The sequence below is a fragment of the Pseudomonas sp. KNUC1026 genome (genome assembly GCF_021650705.1).
Lineage (GTDB): Bacteria > Pseudomonadota > Gammaproteobacteria > Pseudomonadales > Pseudomonadaceae > Aquipseudomonas.
This window is the reverse complement of the sequence record NZ_CP087138.1, coordinates 5,149,932-5,164,739: the sequence shown is the minus strand read 5'-3', so window position 1 is coordinate 5,164,739 and position 14,808 is coordinate 5,149,932. Positions and strand designations below refer to the sequence as shown.

12 protein-coding genes and 2 pseudogenes are annotated in these 14,808 nt (G+C 66.8%); all 14 read left to right on the top strand.

Annotation, left to right across the window (positions count from 1 at the left end; translation table 11 throughout):
• Position 1: 1 nt before the first annotated feature.
• The 14 genes and pseudogenes from LN139_RS24295 (at position 2) to LN139_RS24225 (ending at position 14,711) form a co-directional block, all read left to right on the top strand.
• Entirely contained in the window at positions 2-457 is a 456-nt protein-coding gene (locus tag LN139_RS24295) for a low molecular weight protein-tyrosine-phosphatase (RefSeq protein WP_236357658.1), read from the top strand.
• Positions 454-2,661, top strand: coding sequence for a polysaccharide biosynthesis tyrosine autokinase (locus tag LN139_RS24290; protein WP_236357656.1), 2,208 nt, complete (start codon positions 454-456; stop codon positions 2,659-2,661). The genes LN139_RS24295 and LN139_RS24290 overlap by 4 nt, the downstream gene beginning before the upstream one ends.
• A 16-nt stretch (positions 2,662-2,677) precedes the next feature.
• Positions 2,678-3,415, top strand: coding sequence for a WbqC family protein (locus LN139_RS24285; protein ID WP_236357653.1), 738 nt, complete (start codon positions 2,678-2,680; stop codon positions 3,413-3,415).
• Between the two features lie 29 nt (positions 3,416-3,444).
• The gene (gene rfaH, locus LN139_RS24280) at positions 3,445-3,936 is read left to right on the top strand and encodes a transcription/translation regulatory transformer protein RfaH (RefSeq protein ID WP_236357651.1); all 492 of its coding nucleotides are present in this window, start codon (positions 3,445-3,447) and stop codon (positions 3,934-3,936) included.
• Positions 3,937-3,946: 10 nt separating this feature from the next.
• Complete coding sequence (locus LN139_RS24275) at positions 3,947-4,948, top strand: glycosyltransferase (protein WP_236357649.1); 1,002 nt, start codon at positions 3,947-3,949, stop codon at positions 4,946-4,948.
• Positions 4,945-6,191 (top strand): annotated as a pseudogene (locus LN139_RS25265) (glycosyltransferase family 4 protein). The gene LN139_RS24275 and the pseudogene LN139_RS25265 overlap by 4 nt, the downstream one beginning before the upstream one ends.
• A complete protein-coding gene (locus LN139_RS24260) occupies positions 6,172-7,470 on the top strand; it encodes a hypothetical protein (RefSeq protein ID WP_236357645.1) in 1,299 nt (432 codons plus the stop codon). Before LN139_RS25265 ends, LN139_RS24260 begins: the two are co-directional and overlap by 20 nt.
• Positions 7,457-8,782 carry a hypothetical protein gene (locus tag LN139_RS24255; protein WP_236357643.1) on the top strand — a complete coding sequence of 442 codons (1,326 nt, stop codon included), beginning with the start codon at positions 7,457-7,459 and terminating at the stop codon, positions 8,780-8,782. The genes LN139_RS24260 and LN139_RS24255 overlap by 14 nt, the downstream gene beginning before the upstream one ends.
• A gap of 4 nt (positions 8,783-8,786) precedes the next feature.
• Positions 8,787-9,899, top strand: coding sequence for a glycosyltransferase family 4 protein (locus tag LN139_RS24250; protein ID WP_236357641.1), 1,113 nt, complete (start codon positions 8,787-8,789; stop codon positions 9,897-9,899).
• On the top strand, positions 9,896-11,053 hold the full coding sequence (locus LN139_RS24245) for a glycosyltransferase family 4 protein (RefSeq protein ID WP_236357639.1): 1,158 nt from the start codon (positions 9,896-9,898) through the stop codon (positions 11,051-11,053). Before LN139_RS24250 ends, LN139_RS24245 begins: the two co-directional genes overlap by 4 nt.
• Before the next feature lie 38 nt (positions 11,054-11,091).
• A pseudogene (locus tag LN139_RS24240) lies at positions 11,092-12,173 on the top strand (polysaccharide biosynthesis/export family protein).
• Positions 12,174-12,322: 149 nt separating this feature from the next.
• Positions 12,323-14,065: a pyrroloquinoline quinone biosynthesis protein PqqF gene (pqqF, locus tag LN139_RS24235; RefSeq protein ID WP_236357637.1), complete on the top strand. Its 1,743-nt coding sequence runs from the start codon at positions 12,323-12,325 to the stop codon at positions 14,063-14,065.
• The gene (locus LN139_RS24230; RefSeq protein ID WP_236357635.1) at positions 14,032-14,430 is read left to right on the top strand and encodes a hypothetical protein; all 399 of its coding nucleotides are present in this window, start codon (positions 14,032-14,034) and stop codon (positions 14,428-14,430) included. The genes pqqF and LN139_RS24230 overlap by 34 nt, the downstream gene beginning before the upstream one ends.
• Positions 14,397-14,711: a hypothetical protein gene (locus tag LN139_RS24225; RefSeq protein WP_236357633.1), complete on the top strand. Its 315-nt coding sequence runs from the start codon at positions 14,397-14,399 to the stop codon at positions 14,709-14,711. Before LN139_RS24230 ends, LN139_RS24225 begins: the two co-directional genes overlap by 34 nt.
• Positions 14,712-14,808 lie beyond the last annotated feature (97 nt).

Here is a 14,808-nt window from a genome sequence, read left to right as displayed (position 1 = left end):
CATGTTCAGCAGAGTGCTGGTGCTGTGCGTGGGCAACATCTGCCGCAGCCCGATGGCCGAAGCCATGCTGCGCGAGCGCCTGGCCGGCCAGGCCGTGGAGGTCGCCTCGGCGGGCCTGCAAGCCTGCGTCGGCGCGCCTGCCGACCCGCACGCCCAGGCGGTGCTGGCCGAAGCCCGGCTGAACATCCAGGCCCATCGCGGCTGCCAGGTCACCGCCGACATGCTGCGCTGGGCAGAGCTGGTGCTGTTGATGGAAAACACCCAGATCGCCCAGGTGCAGCACCTGGCCCCTCAGGTACGCGGCAAAGCGTTTCTGATCGGCAAATGGCAGAACGAGCTGCAGATCGCTGACCCCTTTCGCAAGCCACGCAAGGCCTTCCAACAAACCTTCGAGCACCTGTCGCGCTGTGTCGACGACTGGCTGCCCTACCTGACCACCCAGGAGCAACACCCATGACCGCCGCTATGAACCGTTCAGGCCTGGAGCTGTACCAGGACACTCGGATCGACATCGCCACCGTGCTGCGCACCCTGGTCGACCACAAGGCCCTGATCGGTTCGATGGTCGCCGCCTGCACCGCGCTGGGGATTCTCTACGCGGTCACCGCAACGCCGGTGTTCCAGGCCAACGCCATGATCCAGATCGAGCCGAAGAAGATCGGCATCGAAGCCACCCCGGTGATCAGCGGCAAGCCCAACTCGGTGTCCGAAGCCACCACCGAGATCGAGCTGATCAAGTCGCGTGCGGTGCTGACCAAGGTGGTCGAAGACCTCAAGCTCGACGTGGTCGCTACGCCCCGTTACTTCCCAGGCTTCGGCCACTGGTACGCGCGCCGCTTCAGCCCAGAAGCCGGCCAGGCCGTCGCCCCTGCCCCGCTGGGCCTGGGCAGCTACGCCTGGGGCGGCGAGAAGCTGGACGTCTATGCGTTCAACGTGCCGGAAAACCTCATCGGCCAGCGCCTGGTGCTGGTGGCCGGTGACAACGCCACCTTCACCCTGCGCGACAAGGACGGCAACACGCTGCTCAACGGCGCTGTGGGTGAAGAGCTGGACAACAACGGCGTGCAGCTGCAAGTGGCCGAGCTCAATGCCCGCCCCGGCACCGAGTTCTACCTCACCCGCAACCGCAACCTGGCCACGGCGCTGGAATACCAGAGCCGCCTGAAGATCGCCGAAGCCGGCAAGGATTCGGGCATCGTCTACCTGTCGATCCAGGACACTGACCCGGCCAAGGCCATTGCCGTGCTCGACGAGGTGAGCCAGCTCTATGTGCGCCAGAACGTCGAACGCAGCTCGGCCGAAGCCGCCCAGCGCCTGGAGTTCCTGCGCTCGCAACTGCCGCTGGTGCGCCAGCAGCTGGAAACCTCGGAAAAAGCCCTGAACGACTACCAGAGCAAGAGCAAGTCGGTGGATATCACCCTGGAAACCCGCTCGGTGCTCGACCAGGTGGTCAACTTCGAAAACCAGCTTTCCGAGCTGCGCCTCAAGCGCGCCGACATGGACCGCCTCTACACCCGCCAGCACCCGGCCTCCATCGCCCTGAGCCAGCAGATCAGCCAACTCGAAGGCCAGAAGGCCGCCCTGCAGCAGCGCATCAAGGGCCTGCCGCAAACCCAGCAAGAGCTGCTGCGCCTGACCCGTGACATGCAGGTGACCACCCAGACCTACACCCTGCTGCTGAACAAGGCACAGGAGCAGGACATCATCCGCGCCGGCAACATCGGCAACGTGCGCATCATCGACAAGGCCGACAGCAACATCGAGCAGCCGGTCAAGCCGATGCGTGCACTGATCGTGGCCCTGGCCGCGCTGCTCGGCGGCCTGCTGGCAGTGGCAGTGGTGTTCCTGCGCCAGGCCTTCTACCGCGGCGTGGAAAACCCCGAGACCATCGAAAACCTCGGCATGCCGGTGTACGCCTCGCTGCCGCTGTCGCGCCAGCAGGAGCGACTGAAGAAGCAGCGCCAGGGCGAGGGCTCGCGCCTGCTCAGCGTGGCCGAGCCTGCGGAGCTGGCGGTCGAGTCGCTGCGCAGCCTGCGCACCAGCCTGCACTTCGCGATGATGGAAGCGCGCAACAACATCCTGATGATCACCAGCCCTACCCCGGGCGTGGGCAAGTCGTTCGTGTGCGGCAACCTGGCGGTGATCATGGCCCAGGCCGGCAAGCGCGTGCTGCTGATCGACGCCGACATGCGCAAGGGCTACCTGGCCAAGACCTTCGGCCTGCACCCTGAGCTGGGCCTGTCGGACGCCCTGGCAGCCCGCGCCGCCAACGCGCAGGTGATCAACGACAGCGGCATCGACAACCTGCAATTGATCAGCTGTGGCTACGCCGCGCCCAACCCGTCCGAGCTGCTGATGCACGACAACTTCAGCAAGCTGCTGCGCGAGCTGGCCCCACGCTACGACCTGGTGCTGATCGACACCCCGCCGATCATGGCCGTCACCGACGCTGCCCTGGTCGGCCGCCAGGCCGGCACCACCCTGCTGGTGGCGCGCTTCGGCCAGAGCACCGAGAAGGAAATCGAAACTTCCAAGCGCCGCCTGGAGCAGAACGGCGTGCTGGTAAAAGGCGCGATCTTCAACGCCGTGCAGCGCAAGGCCCGTACCGCCGAGTACGACACCGCCGCCTACGGCTACGACTATTCGCCGCGCAAACGCTGAGCAGGGAGCCCAGGCCATGACCCACACCGTCGCGATGATGCAGCCTTACTGGTTCCCCTATCTGGGCTACTTCCAGCTGATCGCCGCTGCCGACGTGTTCGTGCTGGGCGATGACCTGCAGTACGTCAAGGACGGCTGGATCAACCGCAACCGCATCCTCTGCAACGGCGAGCCGTGGACTTTCAGCCTGCCGCTGAAAAAGGCCGCCCACGGCCTGGCGATCAACCAGCGGGAGCTTGCCGGCGACGCCGAAGCGGCCATGGGCAAACTGTTGCGCACGCTGAACCTGCATTACGCCCGCGCGCCGTACCGCGAGCAGGTCATGGCGCTGCTGGAGCCGCTGTTGCTGCACCCGCAGGCCAACCTGGCGCGCTACCTGGAACACACCCTGCGCGGGCTGTGCGCTTACCTGCACATCGAAACGCCGATCCTGGTGGCTTCGGCCCTGCCGGTAGGCGCTGTGGCCGACAAGCAGCACCGGGTGATCCGCACCCTGGAGTGCGTAGGCGGCCGCCATTACCTGAACCCGATCGGCGGCCTGGGCCTGTACGACCGTGATTACTTCGAGGCAGCCGGCATGAGCCTGGAGTTCCACCGGATGAACCCGCTGAGCTACCCGCAGCTGCGCGAGCCCTTTGTGCCCAGCCTGTCGATCATCGATGTGCTGATGTTCAACCCGGTCGAGCGCATCCGCGCCTGGCTGCCCGACTTCACCCGTGTGCCGGCCCGCGCCGCCACCGAACACGTGGCTTGACCCCCATTACGTTGCACAGGATCGCGACCATGAATGCCTTCATCAATTTCGCTCAGCCACAGTGGTACCTCATCCAGACCAAGGCCCGCCAGGAAGCGCGTGCCGAGGAGCACCTGCGCCGCCAGCAGCTGGAGTGCTACCGCCCGGTGAAGGCAGGCGCCAAGGGTGCTGAACAGGCATTGTTCCCCGGCTACCTGTTCCTGCGCATGGCGCCGACCGACAGCTGGTTCCCGATCCGCTCCACCCGTGGCGTGGCCCGGGTGGTGGCGTTCGGCCCAGCGCCCTGCGCGGTGCCTGACGCGCTGATCGAGCAGATGCGCCAGCGCCTGGCCGAGCCACAACTGCAAACCCTGCGTGAAGGTGAACCTGTGCGGGTGCAGGCCGGCAACGGCGAGCTGCAGGCGATCTTCCTGTGCAACGACGGCGACCAGCGCGCGGTAATCCTGCTCAACCTGCTGCAACGCCAGCAGCGCGTCAGCCTGCCACGCGAACGCGTGGCGCGCCTTGCCACTGCCTGCTGAGGAAGCCGCCATGAACGCTCAAACTACCCTGGTCACCCTGACCTACGGCGACCGCGCCGCGTACCTGCGCGAGCTGATCGAACGCTCGCTGCAAAGCCCCTTCATCGGCCGGGTGATCGTGGTCAGCAATGCCGCCACGGCAAACCTCGCCAGCCTGGCCCAGCAATGGCCCGGCCAGGTCGAGGTGGTCGAGCTTGCCGAAAACACCGGCTCCGCCCACGGCTACCGGGTCGGCATCGAGGCCGCCTTGAATGCCGGCGCCGAGCACATCTGGCTGATGGACGACGACAACGCGCCCACCGCCGGCAGCATCGAGCGCCTGCACCAGTGCCTGGCCGAGCGCCAGGCGCAGATCGGCGAGGAAAACGCTGCGGTGATCGGTTTTCGCCCAGGCCACCAGGCCGACTTCGCCGCCGGTGTGCCGCGCGCCTTCGCCGTGCAATGGCGTTCGAGCTGCTTTGGCTTTCACATCCTGCAACTGCCCTACAAGGTCTGGCGCCGGCTGCCGTTCGGCCGCCCGCAGCCCAAGCCCAACCCGGCAGCACAGGTGCGCCTGCCTTTCACCACCTACGGCGGCCTGCTGGCCCACGCCAGCCTTTACCGCAAGATCGGCCTGCCTCGCTCGGAGATGGTGCTGTACGCCGACGACACTGAATACACCTGGCGCATCACCGCCCAGGGCGGGCAGATCACCCTGGTGACCGGCGCGCTGCTCGACGACCTGGAAGAGTCGTGGAACACCAAGGCGCGCACCCGCAACATCTACGAGACCTTCCTGCTCGGCGGCTCCGACCTGCGCGCCTACTACACCGCACGCAACCAGGCCTGGTTCGACAAGCATGTCTGGGCAGGCCAGCGCTGGCTGTATCGCCTCAACCGCGGGCTGTTCCTGTTGCTGCTGCGCCAGGTGGCGCGCCGCAAAGGCACCGGGCCGCGCCTGCAACTGATCGAACAAGCCATGCGTGACGGCGAAGCCGGGCGCCTGGGTGTGCACGAGGCTTTCGCGCTATGAAAATCCTGTTCCTGAGCAGCCTGTATTCGCCCCACATGGGTGGCGGAGCCGAGGTGGTGCTGCAGCGCACCGTCGAAGGCCTGCAAGCGCGCGGCGATGAGGTCGTGGTGCTGGCCACCGGGCCGCAGCCGGGGCTGGCTGCCAGCTACGTGCGCGGGGTGAAGGTGTACCGCGCCGGCCTGCTCAACACCTACTGGCACTACAGCGAGCAACGCCCCGGCGCCCTCGCGCGGCTGGGCTGGCACCTGCGCGACCGCTATAACAGCGGCATGAACCGCTTCATTGCCGAAGTGATCGAGCGTGAAGCCGTGGAGCTGGTGGTGTGCCATAACCTGGCCGGCTGGTCGGTGGCGGCCTGGGATGAAGTTCACAAGGCCGGGCTGCCGGTGGTGCAGGTGCTGCACGACCTCTACCTGATGTGCCCGGGCAGCAACATGTTCAAGAAACAAAGCCCCTGCACCACGCCCTGCACCCTGTGCCGCAGCTTTCGCCAAGGCCACGCCGAACGCTCGGCCAAGGTCGATGCGGTGGTGGGCGTGAGCAATTACCTGCTCGAACGCTTGCGCGGCCAGCGCTACTTCCGCGGTGCCCACGCGCAAGTGATCTACAGCGCCACACCCCGGCCGATGACTGGCTGAGCCTGGGCGCCGACGGCCCGCGTGAACTGGGCCAGCCGCTGCGCTTCGGCTTCATCGGCACGCTGTCGGAGCAAAAGGGCCTGCGCTGGCTGATCCAGCAGTTCCGCAAGCTGCCGTTCCCGGCCACGCTGAGCATCGCCGGCCGTGGCCAGCAGGATTACGAGCGCGAGCTGCATGCGCTGGCCGAAGGCGCGCCGAACATCGAGTTCGTCGGCTACCAGTCGGCCGACACCTTCTACCGGACGATCGACGTGGCGGTGGTGCCATCGATCTGGAACGAACCGTTCGGCCTGGTGGCAGTGGAAGCCTGCAGCCATGCGTTGCCGGTGATCGCCAGCCAGCGCGGCGGCCTGCCGGAGATCATCCGCGACGGCGTCAACGGCTTGATCTGCGACCCTGACGACCCTGCCAGCCTGGGCCTTGCCATGCGCCGGCTGTGGCAGGAACCGGTGCTGCGCGACCGCCTGGCCAGCCAGGCACGCGCCAGCGTCGAACGCTTCCAGGACCTGGACGCAATGCTTGAGCAGTACCAGCAACTTTTCCGACAGGTTCTCGAACAGCGAAGCCCGCGCCATGATAACGACCTTGCCCTACACAGCCTCTAAGCCGGCAGCCCGGCCGTGGCTGAGCGTGCAGATCTCGACGCTGATGGTGTGGACCGCCATCAGCCTGATCGTGACCGAGACGTTCTCCGGGGCGCTGCGCTACTACCTCGACCAGGCGCACCTGGCGCCGCTGATGTACCTGCCCAAGGCACTGTGCTCGATGATGTTCGCCCTGGAGCTGCTGCGGGTTAAGGTCAGCCGCACTTTCTGGGTGGCCTTGCTCGGCCTGGTAGCCTCCAGCCTGCTGGCGATGCTGCATGGCGCGGCGCCGGAAAACGTGCTGTTCAGCCTGTTCATGTACAGCCCGCTGCTGTTCGGCATGGTCTGCGGCGTGCATCTGGAGCACCGCAAGCGCCTGCTGGCCTGGGTGATCGGCCTGTGCCTGCTGGCCTCGATTCTCGGCCTGCTGCTGGACCGCTATTCGGTGGTGCCGTGGAAGGGCTACAGCTACAACCTTGGCGACACCGAACTCAAGGGCAACACCGCCTGGACCACCGGCGACGACGACCGCCTGGCCGGCTTCACCCGGCAATCGACCATGGCGGCGATGATCATCGCCATCATGGCGCTGTACCTGAGTGCCTGGACCCGCTCCTGGCTCAAGCTCGCCGTGCTGTTCGGCGCCAGCCTGGGTGCGGTGTACATGACCACCAACAAGTCCACCGCTGCGGCGTTCTTCTTCACCCTGATGCTGCTGCCACTGCTGCGCGCACCGCTGCTCAGCCGCCTGGCGCTGTGCGTGGTGGTGGGCATCGGCGTGGCGCTGCCGGTGATGGGCCTGACCATGGACTTCGACCCGTTGCAGGCCCAGGGCACCTCGGTGCTGGCCTCGTTCTACGACCGCCTGGTGAACACCTGGCCCAACGTTTACCTGCAACAGAGCCAGCAGGGGCTGGACTGGTCGCTGTTCGGTGCAGGCTTTGGCCTGTTCGGCAGCAGCGTGTCGCTGTTCCCGGTATACGGCGCCAGCGGCCCGGCGATCTGCGACAACACCTTGCTGTACCTCTGGGCCGCCTTCGGCGTGGCCGGGATCGCGCTGTACCTGGCGGTGCTGCCGCTGATGGTGCAACTGCTGCGCAAGCGTTCGCCGACCGCGGTGGCCTACCTCACCATCACCTTCTGCAACGTATTGGTGAGCTGGACCACCGACGTGCTGGAGCTGTCGCTGAGCAACCTGTTCCTCGGCATGGCGGTGTCGCACGTGCTGCTGCGTTCGGCGATGCCGGCGCCAGCGCCGTTCACCACTGCTGCCAGGGAGGCCGGCCATGAACGTGTTTGACTGGCGCGCGCTGGGGGCCGCCCTGTGCCTGGCATGGTGTGCCCAAGCTCAGGCTGACGCACCGGCGTTCATCGTCGGCGTAGGCACTCATCTGCTCAACGCCGAAACCGACGTGCGCCCGGCGCTGGCCAAAGCGCGTGAAGCCGGGATCGACTCGGTACGCGACGACGCCTGGTGGGGCCACGTGGAATTGCAGAAAGGCCAGTTCGGCATGCCGCCAGCCTGGGGCCGCTACCTCGGCGCCCAGCGGCAACTGGGCATGAGCAACGTGCTGATCCTCGGCTACGGCAACAGTTTCTACAACAGCAATGCCAAGCCCGCTTTCGACAGCGTGCGCGGCGGCTTTCTGGATTACACCGCGTTCGTCACCCGGCAGCTCAAGGGCCAGGTCGACTACTGGGAAATCTACAACGAGTGGGACATCGCCAAGCCGCGCTTCGGCATGGTGGGCGACAGCAAAAGCTACCTGAAGCTGGCCGAGCTGAGCGCGCCGGTGGTGCGTGCCCAGGCCCCGGGGGCGAAGGTGCTGGCCGGGGCGATCACCGCCGAGGGGATCAAGGCAGGCTTTGCCGATCGCCTGCTGCAAGGCGGCGTGATGAACTACGCCGACGGCTTGTCGTTGCACCCGTACGTGCACTGCGAAAAAGCCAACAACGGCTACAAGCCCGAGCACTGGATCGGCTGGTTGCGCGAGCTGTCGGCACGCTTCGATGCCGAGGCCGGCAAGCCGGTGCCGCTGTACCTGACCGAGATGGGCTGGCACAGCACCGGCGACCGCCACCCGTGCGGGGTCAGCGAAAGCACCCAGGCGGCGTTCCTGGCGCGCAGCTTCCTGCTGGCGCGCACCGTGCCGGCCATCAAAGGCATGTGGTGGTACGACCTGATCAACGACGGCAACGACCGCGCCGAACAGGAGCACAACTTCGGCCTGCTCAACCCGGACCTCTCGCCCAAACCGGCTTTCAATGTGCTCAAGGCCATCGCCCCGCTGGTGCAGAACAGCCAGTTCGACGCCTCCGCCAGCCAGCTTGGCGGGCCGTGGGCGGTGCTGTTGAGCCAGGGCGGCCATCAACAGCTGGCCGTCTGGGCCGACAGCCCGAACGCCTCGCTCAGCGTGCGCGTGCAGGGCGGCCAGCCCGGCCCGCTCAAGGCGCTGGACCTGGCCGTGCCCGAACAGGGCTACCGCGCCATCGACAGCCAGTGGCAGTGTGACGCCGGCCTGTGCCAGGCGCGTGTGCCGCTGACTGGTTTCCCCCTTGTGATCGACCTGGGCACTGCCCGTGGTCTGCCTTTCACCGCTGCGCAGGACTGACCCGATGATTATCGTCAATGCCCGATTTCTGACCCAGGAGCTGCGCGGCGTACAACGTTTCGCCGAGCAGATCTGCCTGGCCCTGCGCGAACTGCGCAGCGACCTGCGCTTCGTTTGCCCACCCGGCATTCGCATGCACGCGTCAGCCAAGGCGCTGGGCGCCGAGGTGATCGGCAGCAACGGTGGCCACCGCTGGGAACAGTGGGACCTGCCGCGTTACCTGGCAGGCCAGGGCAACCCGCTGCTGCTGTCGCTGGGTGCCACCGCGCCGCTGTTCTACCGCAACCAGCTGGCCACCCACCACGACATCACTTATGTGCGCCACCCGGAAAGCTACAGCCGCGCCTTCCGCCTGGCCTACCGCTGGATGACCCCGCTGATGCTGCGCAGCACCCGCGGGCTGATCACCGTCAGCCAGTTCTCCCGTGGCGAAATCAGCCAGTTCTACCACTACCCGGCCGAACGCATCCTGGTGGTGCCGAACGCGGTGGATGGCAGCTTCCGGCCGGCCGAGCCGCCGACGGCCACCACCCGTTACCTGCTGGCGGTGTCCTCGCCCAGCGCGCACAAGAACTTCAGCCGGCTGATCCAGGCCTTCCTGGCACTGGACGGCCATGACGACGTGCAGCTGCGGATCGTCGGCGGCGCCAGCGGCATCTTCGCCGATGACAGCCTCGCCCAGCAGGCCAAAGGCGATGCGCGCATTCGCTTCCTCGGGCGCCTGAGCGATGCCGAACTGATCGCCCAGTACCAGGGCGCCAGCGCGTTCCTGTTTCCCTCGCTGTACGAAGGCTTCGGCATTCCGCCGCTGGAGGCCCAGGCCTGCGACTGCCCGGTACTGGCAGCCAATGCGGCGTCCATCCCCGAAGTGCTGCAGGAAAGCGCGCTGTATTTCGACCCGCTGGACACCACCCAGATGACCGGCGCCATGCGCCTGGTGCTGGAAGACCCGCGCATCGGCCAACACCTGCGCCAGCTGGGCCGGCACAACGTTGCGCGATTCAGTTGGCAAACCTCGGCACAGCGCATCAGCGACCAGCTCGACACCTTGCTCGGGCAACCGGCCCAGGCCCCCTATTCAACCTCCCACGTGGCTGCGGCCAAGGAGATCGCATGAAAATCGCCGTCGTTCATGACTGGCTGGTGACCTACGCCGGCGCCGAGCGGGTGCTGGCTTCGATCCTGCGCCTGTGGCCGCAGGCCGACCTGTTCGCGGTGATCGACTTCCTTAGCGATCAAGACCGTGCACGCCTGGGCGGCAAGCGCGCCACCACCACCTTCATTCAGCGCCTGCCCAAGGCGCGCACCCACTACCAGCGCTACCTGCCGCTGATGCCGATGGCGATCGAGCAACTGGACCTCTCCGGTTACGACCTGGTGATTTCCAGCAGCCACGCCGTGGCCAAGGGCGTGCTCACCGGCCCCGACACCGTGCACATCAGCTACGTGCACTCGCCGATCCGCTACGCCTGGGACCTGCAGCACCAGTACCTGAACGAAAGCGGCATGGCCAAGGGCATCAAGGGCGCGGTGGCGCGCATGGTGCTGCATTACATGCGCCTTTGGGACCAGCGCACGGCGCCTGCGGTTGACTGCTTCGTGGCCAACTCGCGGTTCATCGCGCGGCGCATTCAGAAGGCCTACCGCCGCGAGGCCGAGGTGATCTACCCGCCGGTGGACACCCGCGGCTTCACCTTGCAAGCGCAGAAGCAGGACTACTACGTCACCGCCCAGCGCATGGTGCCCTACAAAAAGGTGCCGATGATCGTCGAGGCCTTCGCGCAGATGCCCGACAAGCGCCTGGTGGTCATCGGCGACGGCCCGGAGATGGATAAAGTGCGCAAGGCTGCCGGCCCGAACGTCACTGTGCTCGGCCATCAGAGCTTCGACGTGCTGCGTGAGCACATGCAAAACGCCAAGGGCTTCGTGTTCGCCGCCGAGGAAGATTTCGGCATCAGCCCAGTGGAAGCCCAGGCCTGCGGCACCCCGGTGATCGCCTTCGGCCGCGGTGGCGTGCTGGAAACCGTGCGCGGGCTGGAGCAGGAAAACCCCACCGGCGTGCTCTATCGGGAACAAAGCGCAACGGCGCTGGCCGAAGCGGTGCAGCTTTTCGAGCGCGAGCAGGCACACATCAGCGCGCAGGCCTGCCGCGACAACGCCGAGCGCTTCTCCGAGCGGCATTTCGAGCACCAGCTTCGCCAGTTGGTAGACCAGCATCTGGGCCTGACCGTCGAACCGCCGGCTCTGCGCCTGGCCGCGACGTCCGCCTGAACCTCTTGAACAGCAAACCGAACCCCAGGAAACCCGACATGATCCGCCACGCCCTGTTCACTCTGCTTTGCGGTGCGCTGTTGCAAGGCTGCGCCTTCGCCCCCGGCCAGCACATGACCCCGATGACGTCGGCGACGACGCCATCGCAGGCCCGGTCAACGTGGTGCAGATCACCAGCGCCACCGCTCGCCAGCAACAGGTGATCTACACCCCGGCGCCGGTCGCCCAGCAATTGCTGGCCTACAAGCCCGGCGACTACCGCATCGGCGCAGGTGACGGGCTGGTGGTGACGGTGTGGGAGCACCAGGAACTGAACGCCCCTGGCGGGCCTGAGCAGAGCAGCTCCAGCACCCGCGTGGTGCGCAACGACGGCACGCTCTACTGACCCCGATATCGAGTCGATCCAGGCGGGGGCAAAACCGTCGAGCAGTTCCGTAACGACCTGCAGGTGGCGCTTTCCAAATACCTGACCGTGGCACGGGTGGACGTGAACATTGAAAGCTACAACAGCCAGCGGGTAATTCCTCCGGCGCCTTCAGAAGCCCTGGCCCGCAATCGCTGAACAACATTCCGCTGTCGCTGGTCAACGCGGTCAGCCGCGCCGGTGGTGAAGCCGACAACGCCAACCTGGCCGGCCTGATCCTGCGCCGCGACGGCCAGGAGTACATGCTCGACATCGACACCCTCAACCGCGCCGATTCGCAGCTGGGCAGCATCTACCTGAAGGACGGCGACCAGTTGCACCTGGGCAACAACCGCGCCAACACCCTCTACGTGCTGGGCGAGGTGCGCAACCCGCAAACCCTGAACTACGGCACCAGCACCTACACGCTGATGCAGGCCCTGGGCAGCGCTGGTGGCGTGGCTCCGGAAACCGCCAACGCCGAGGCGATCTACGCTGATTCGCGGTGCACAGGCGGCGGAAAAACAGGCACCGACCGTGTTCTATCTGGACGCGAAAAAGCCGACCGCCTTCCTGCTGGCCAGCCAGTTCGACCTGCGCCCGGCTGACGTGGTGTTCGTCGGCCCGGCGAACATCACGCGCTGGAACCGCTTCATCAGCCAATTGCTGCCATCGGCGAGCATGGTCGGCGCCACCGCTGCACTGCGCAGCAATTGACCGTTGGCCCACCGGTGACGACCGGTGGGCGATACTGGCCCATGGCGCTGTCGTAGTGGCACATTAATCCGCTAGGATGTTGCGCCACTTGCCCAACGCACCGGAACGCCCGCCATGCCATTCTCCCCGCAGCCCCTGACAACGCCCTCGTGCTGGAAAACGGCCTGGTGCTGAAGGTGCTGCATGAGCCGCGGCTGCGCAAAGCAGCGGCGTTCCTGCGGGTGGAGGCGGGCAGCCATGACGTGGACCCGGCCTGGCCGGGCCTGGCGCATTTTCTCGAGCACCTGTTCTTCCTCGGCACCGAGCGCTACGACGGCGACCAGGCACTGATGGCCTACGTGCAGCGCCAGGGCGGGCAGCTCAATGCCAGCACCCGCGAGCGGCACACTGAATTCTTTTTCGAAGTTCCGCCTGCCGCCCTCTCCGGGGCGCTGGAGCGGCTGTGCGAAATGCTCGCCCGCCCACGCCTGGCGCTGGGCGATCAGCGCCGCGAACGGGAAGTGCTGCACGCCGAGTTCCTCGCGTGGTCGCGTGACGCCGAGGCCCAGCACCAGCTGTGGCTGGCCGAGCCGTTGTCAGCGCGCCACCCGCTGCGGGCCTTTCATGCCGGAAACCGTTACAGCTTGCCGCTGGGCAACGCCGAGTTTCAGCAAGGGCTGATGACCTTCTACCGGCGCTTCTATCACGGGGCGCAGATGAGCCTGCGCCTGGCCGGCCCCCAGCCCGCGGAAGCGTTGCTGACGGTGGCCCGCCGCTGCGCGCAGATCCTGCCCAACGGCAAGCGCCAGCCACGGCCTGCGCCCGTGCCCCTGCTCGACGGCAGCGGCCAGGCAGACCCTCCGGCAGACCCGCGCCGGCTCAGCCTGGCGTTCGCCTGCCAGGACCTGCCCGAATACAGCGCCAGCGCCCTGGCCTTTCTCACCGCCTGGGCGGCGCAGCCCCAGCCGGGCGGGTTGCTGGCCGAGTTGCAGAAGCGCGAATGGGTCGAGCGCCTCGACGTGAGAGTGCTCTACCACTATGCCGACCAGGCGGTTCTGGACTTCGACTTCCGCCTGACGCCGGCCGGCGTACGTGCGGCCGGCAACGTCGCGCAGCTGTGCCTGAGCTGGCTGGAGTTCTTCGAATCCCTTGGCGCCTGGGCACCGCTTGAGGAAGAGTACGCACTGCTGCGCAAGCGCCAGCAACTGGTGGCCGGTGCCCTGGAATTGGCCCGCCGTGAGGCATCCATCGCCAGCGCGCCCGTGACCGCTGCGTTGGGCGCGGTGCTCGCGCAGCTCAAGGCCGAAAACCTCATCCATCCGCTGCCAGAACCTTACGGCAGCGTGCCGCAGGTGGCCTGGCGGCTGCCGCAGCGCAACCGCTTCCTGCGCCCCACCCGGCGCCCGGACCAGACCCTGCCGGACCTGCGCTCGGTGCGCTACAGCCAAGGCTCGGCAAGCGCGCCAGAGGAAGGCGAGGTGTTCGTACGCTGGCGTGGGCACGCCTCGCGCCATCCCGGTATCACTCAAGTGCTGGACCACAGCCTGCGCCGCCTCGCCGACGAAGCGCGCCAGGCCGGCGTGCGCCTGACCTTCCATCGGCTGGGCGACGACTGGCAGCTGCGTTTGTCGGGCATCGCCGAGCCGATGCCGGCATTGCTGGAAAACGCCGCCCAGCACCTGGGCAGCCCTGCGCCAGAGGCCTGGCGCAACGCCGAGCCCGCCGAGCATGCCGCGCAGGCGCCGATCCGCGAATTGCTCAAGCGCCTGCCCGAGCATTGCCTGGGTTTCTTCAACGTCCAGCTGCGTGATACGCGCGAGGCGGTGCAGGCCAGCACCTTGGTCAAACTGTGGGGGATACTCGCTGGGAAGCCCTGGCTGTGGGCTTTGCCGAGCCTGCGCGCAGCGGCCTGAACCAGGCCCTGCGCCAGCTCCCTGGCCAGCCGGCCAGCCAGACTGGTGGCAGCGTGCCGCCCATGAGCGGCCGCCGTTGGAGCCACCTGCAAAGCGCAGCGGGCGAACATGCGCTGTTGCTGTTCTGCCCGGCGCCACACGGTTCACTGGCTGACGAAGCGGCCTGGCGCTTGCTCGCACATCTTTCGCAGACGGCTTTCTATCAGCGCATGCGGGTGGAGTTGCAACTGGGCTATGCGGTATTCGCCAGCTTCAGGCAGATCAGCGGCAGCGCCGGGCTGGTGTTCGGGTGCAGTCACCGGGCACGGCGTTGCCCGGCATTCTTGGGCATATGGAACAGTTCTTCGAGCAACTGCCCCGGCTGATCAACAACCTGGGGACCAGCACCGTGCTGAGCCAGGCGCAGAGCCTGGCCGCGCGGTTGTCCCGCGAGGAGCTGGACACCCCGCAGTTGGGCGAAACCCTGTGGCAGGCCGGCCTGGGCGGCAAGGGCCCGGATTACCTGGAGCAGCTTCAGGCAGCCCTGGCAGCGCTGCGCCCACAGCACGTGGCCGACGCCGCCCGCCAATTGCAGCAGGCGAGCAGCGGCTGGCTGGCACTGGCCAACGGGCCGGCACCGGACGATCGCTGGCAATCGGTTCGCTGAATCGTTACAGATGCGGAGAAAGTCCATTACACCGAAGTAACCGTTCGGGCCGTTTCATTGAGGTAGAATGCCCGGCACGATCATTCGAACGTTCTCG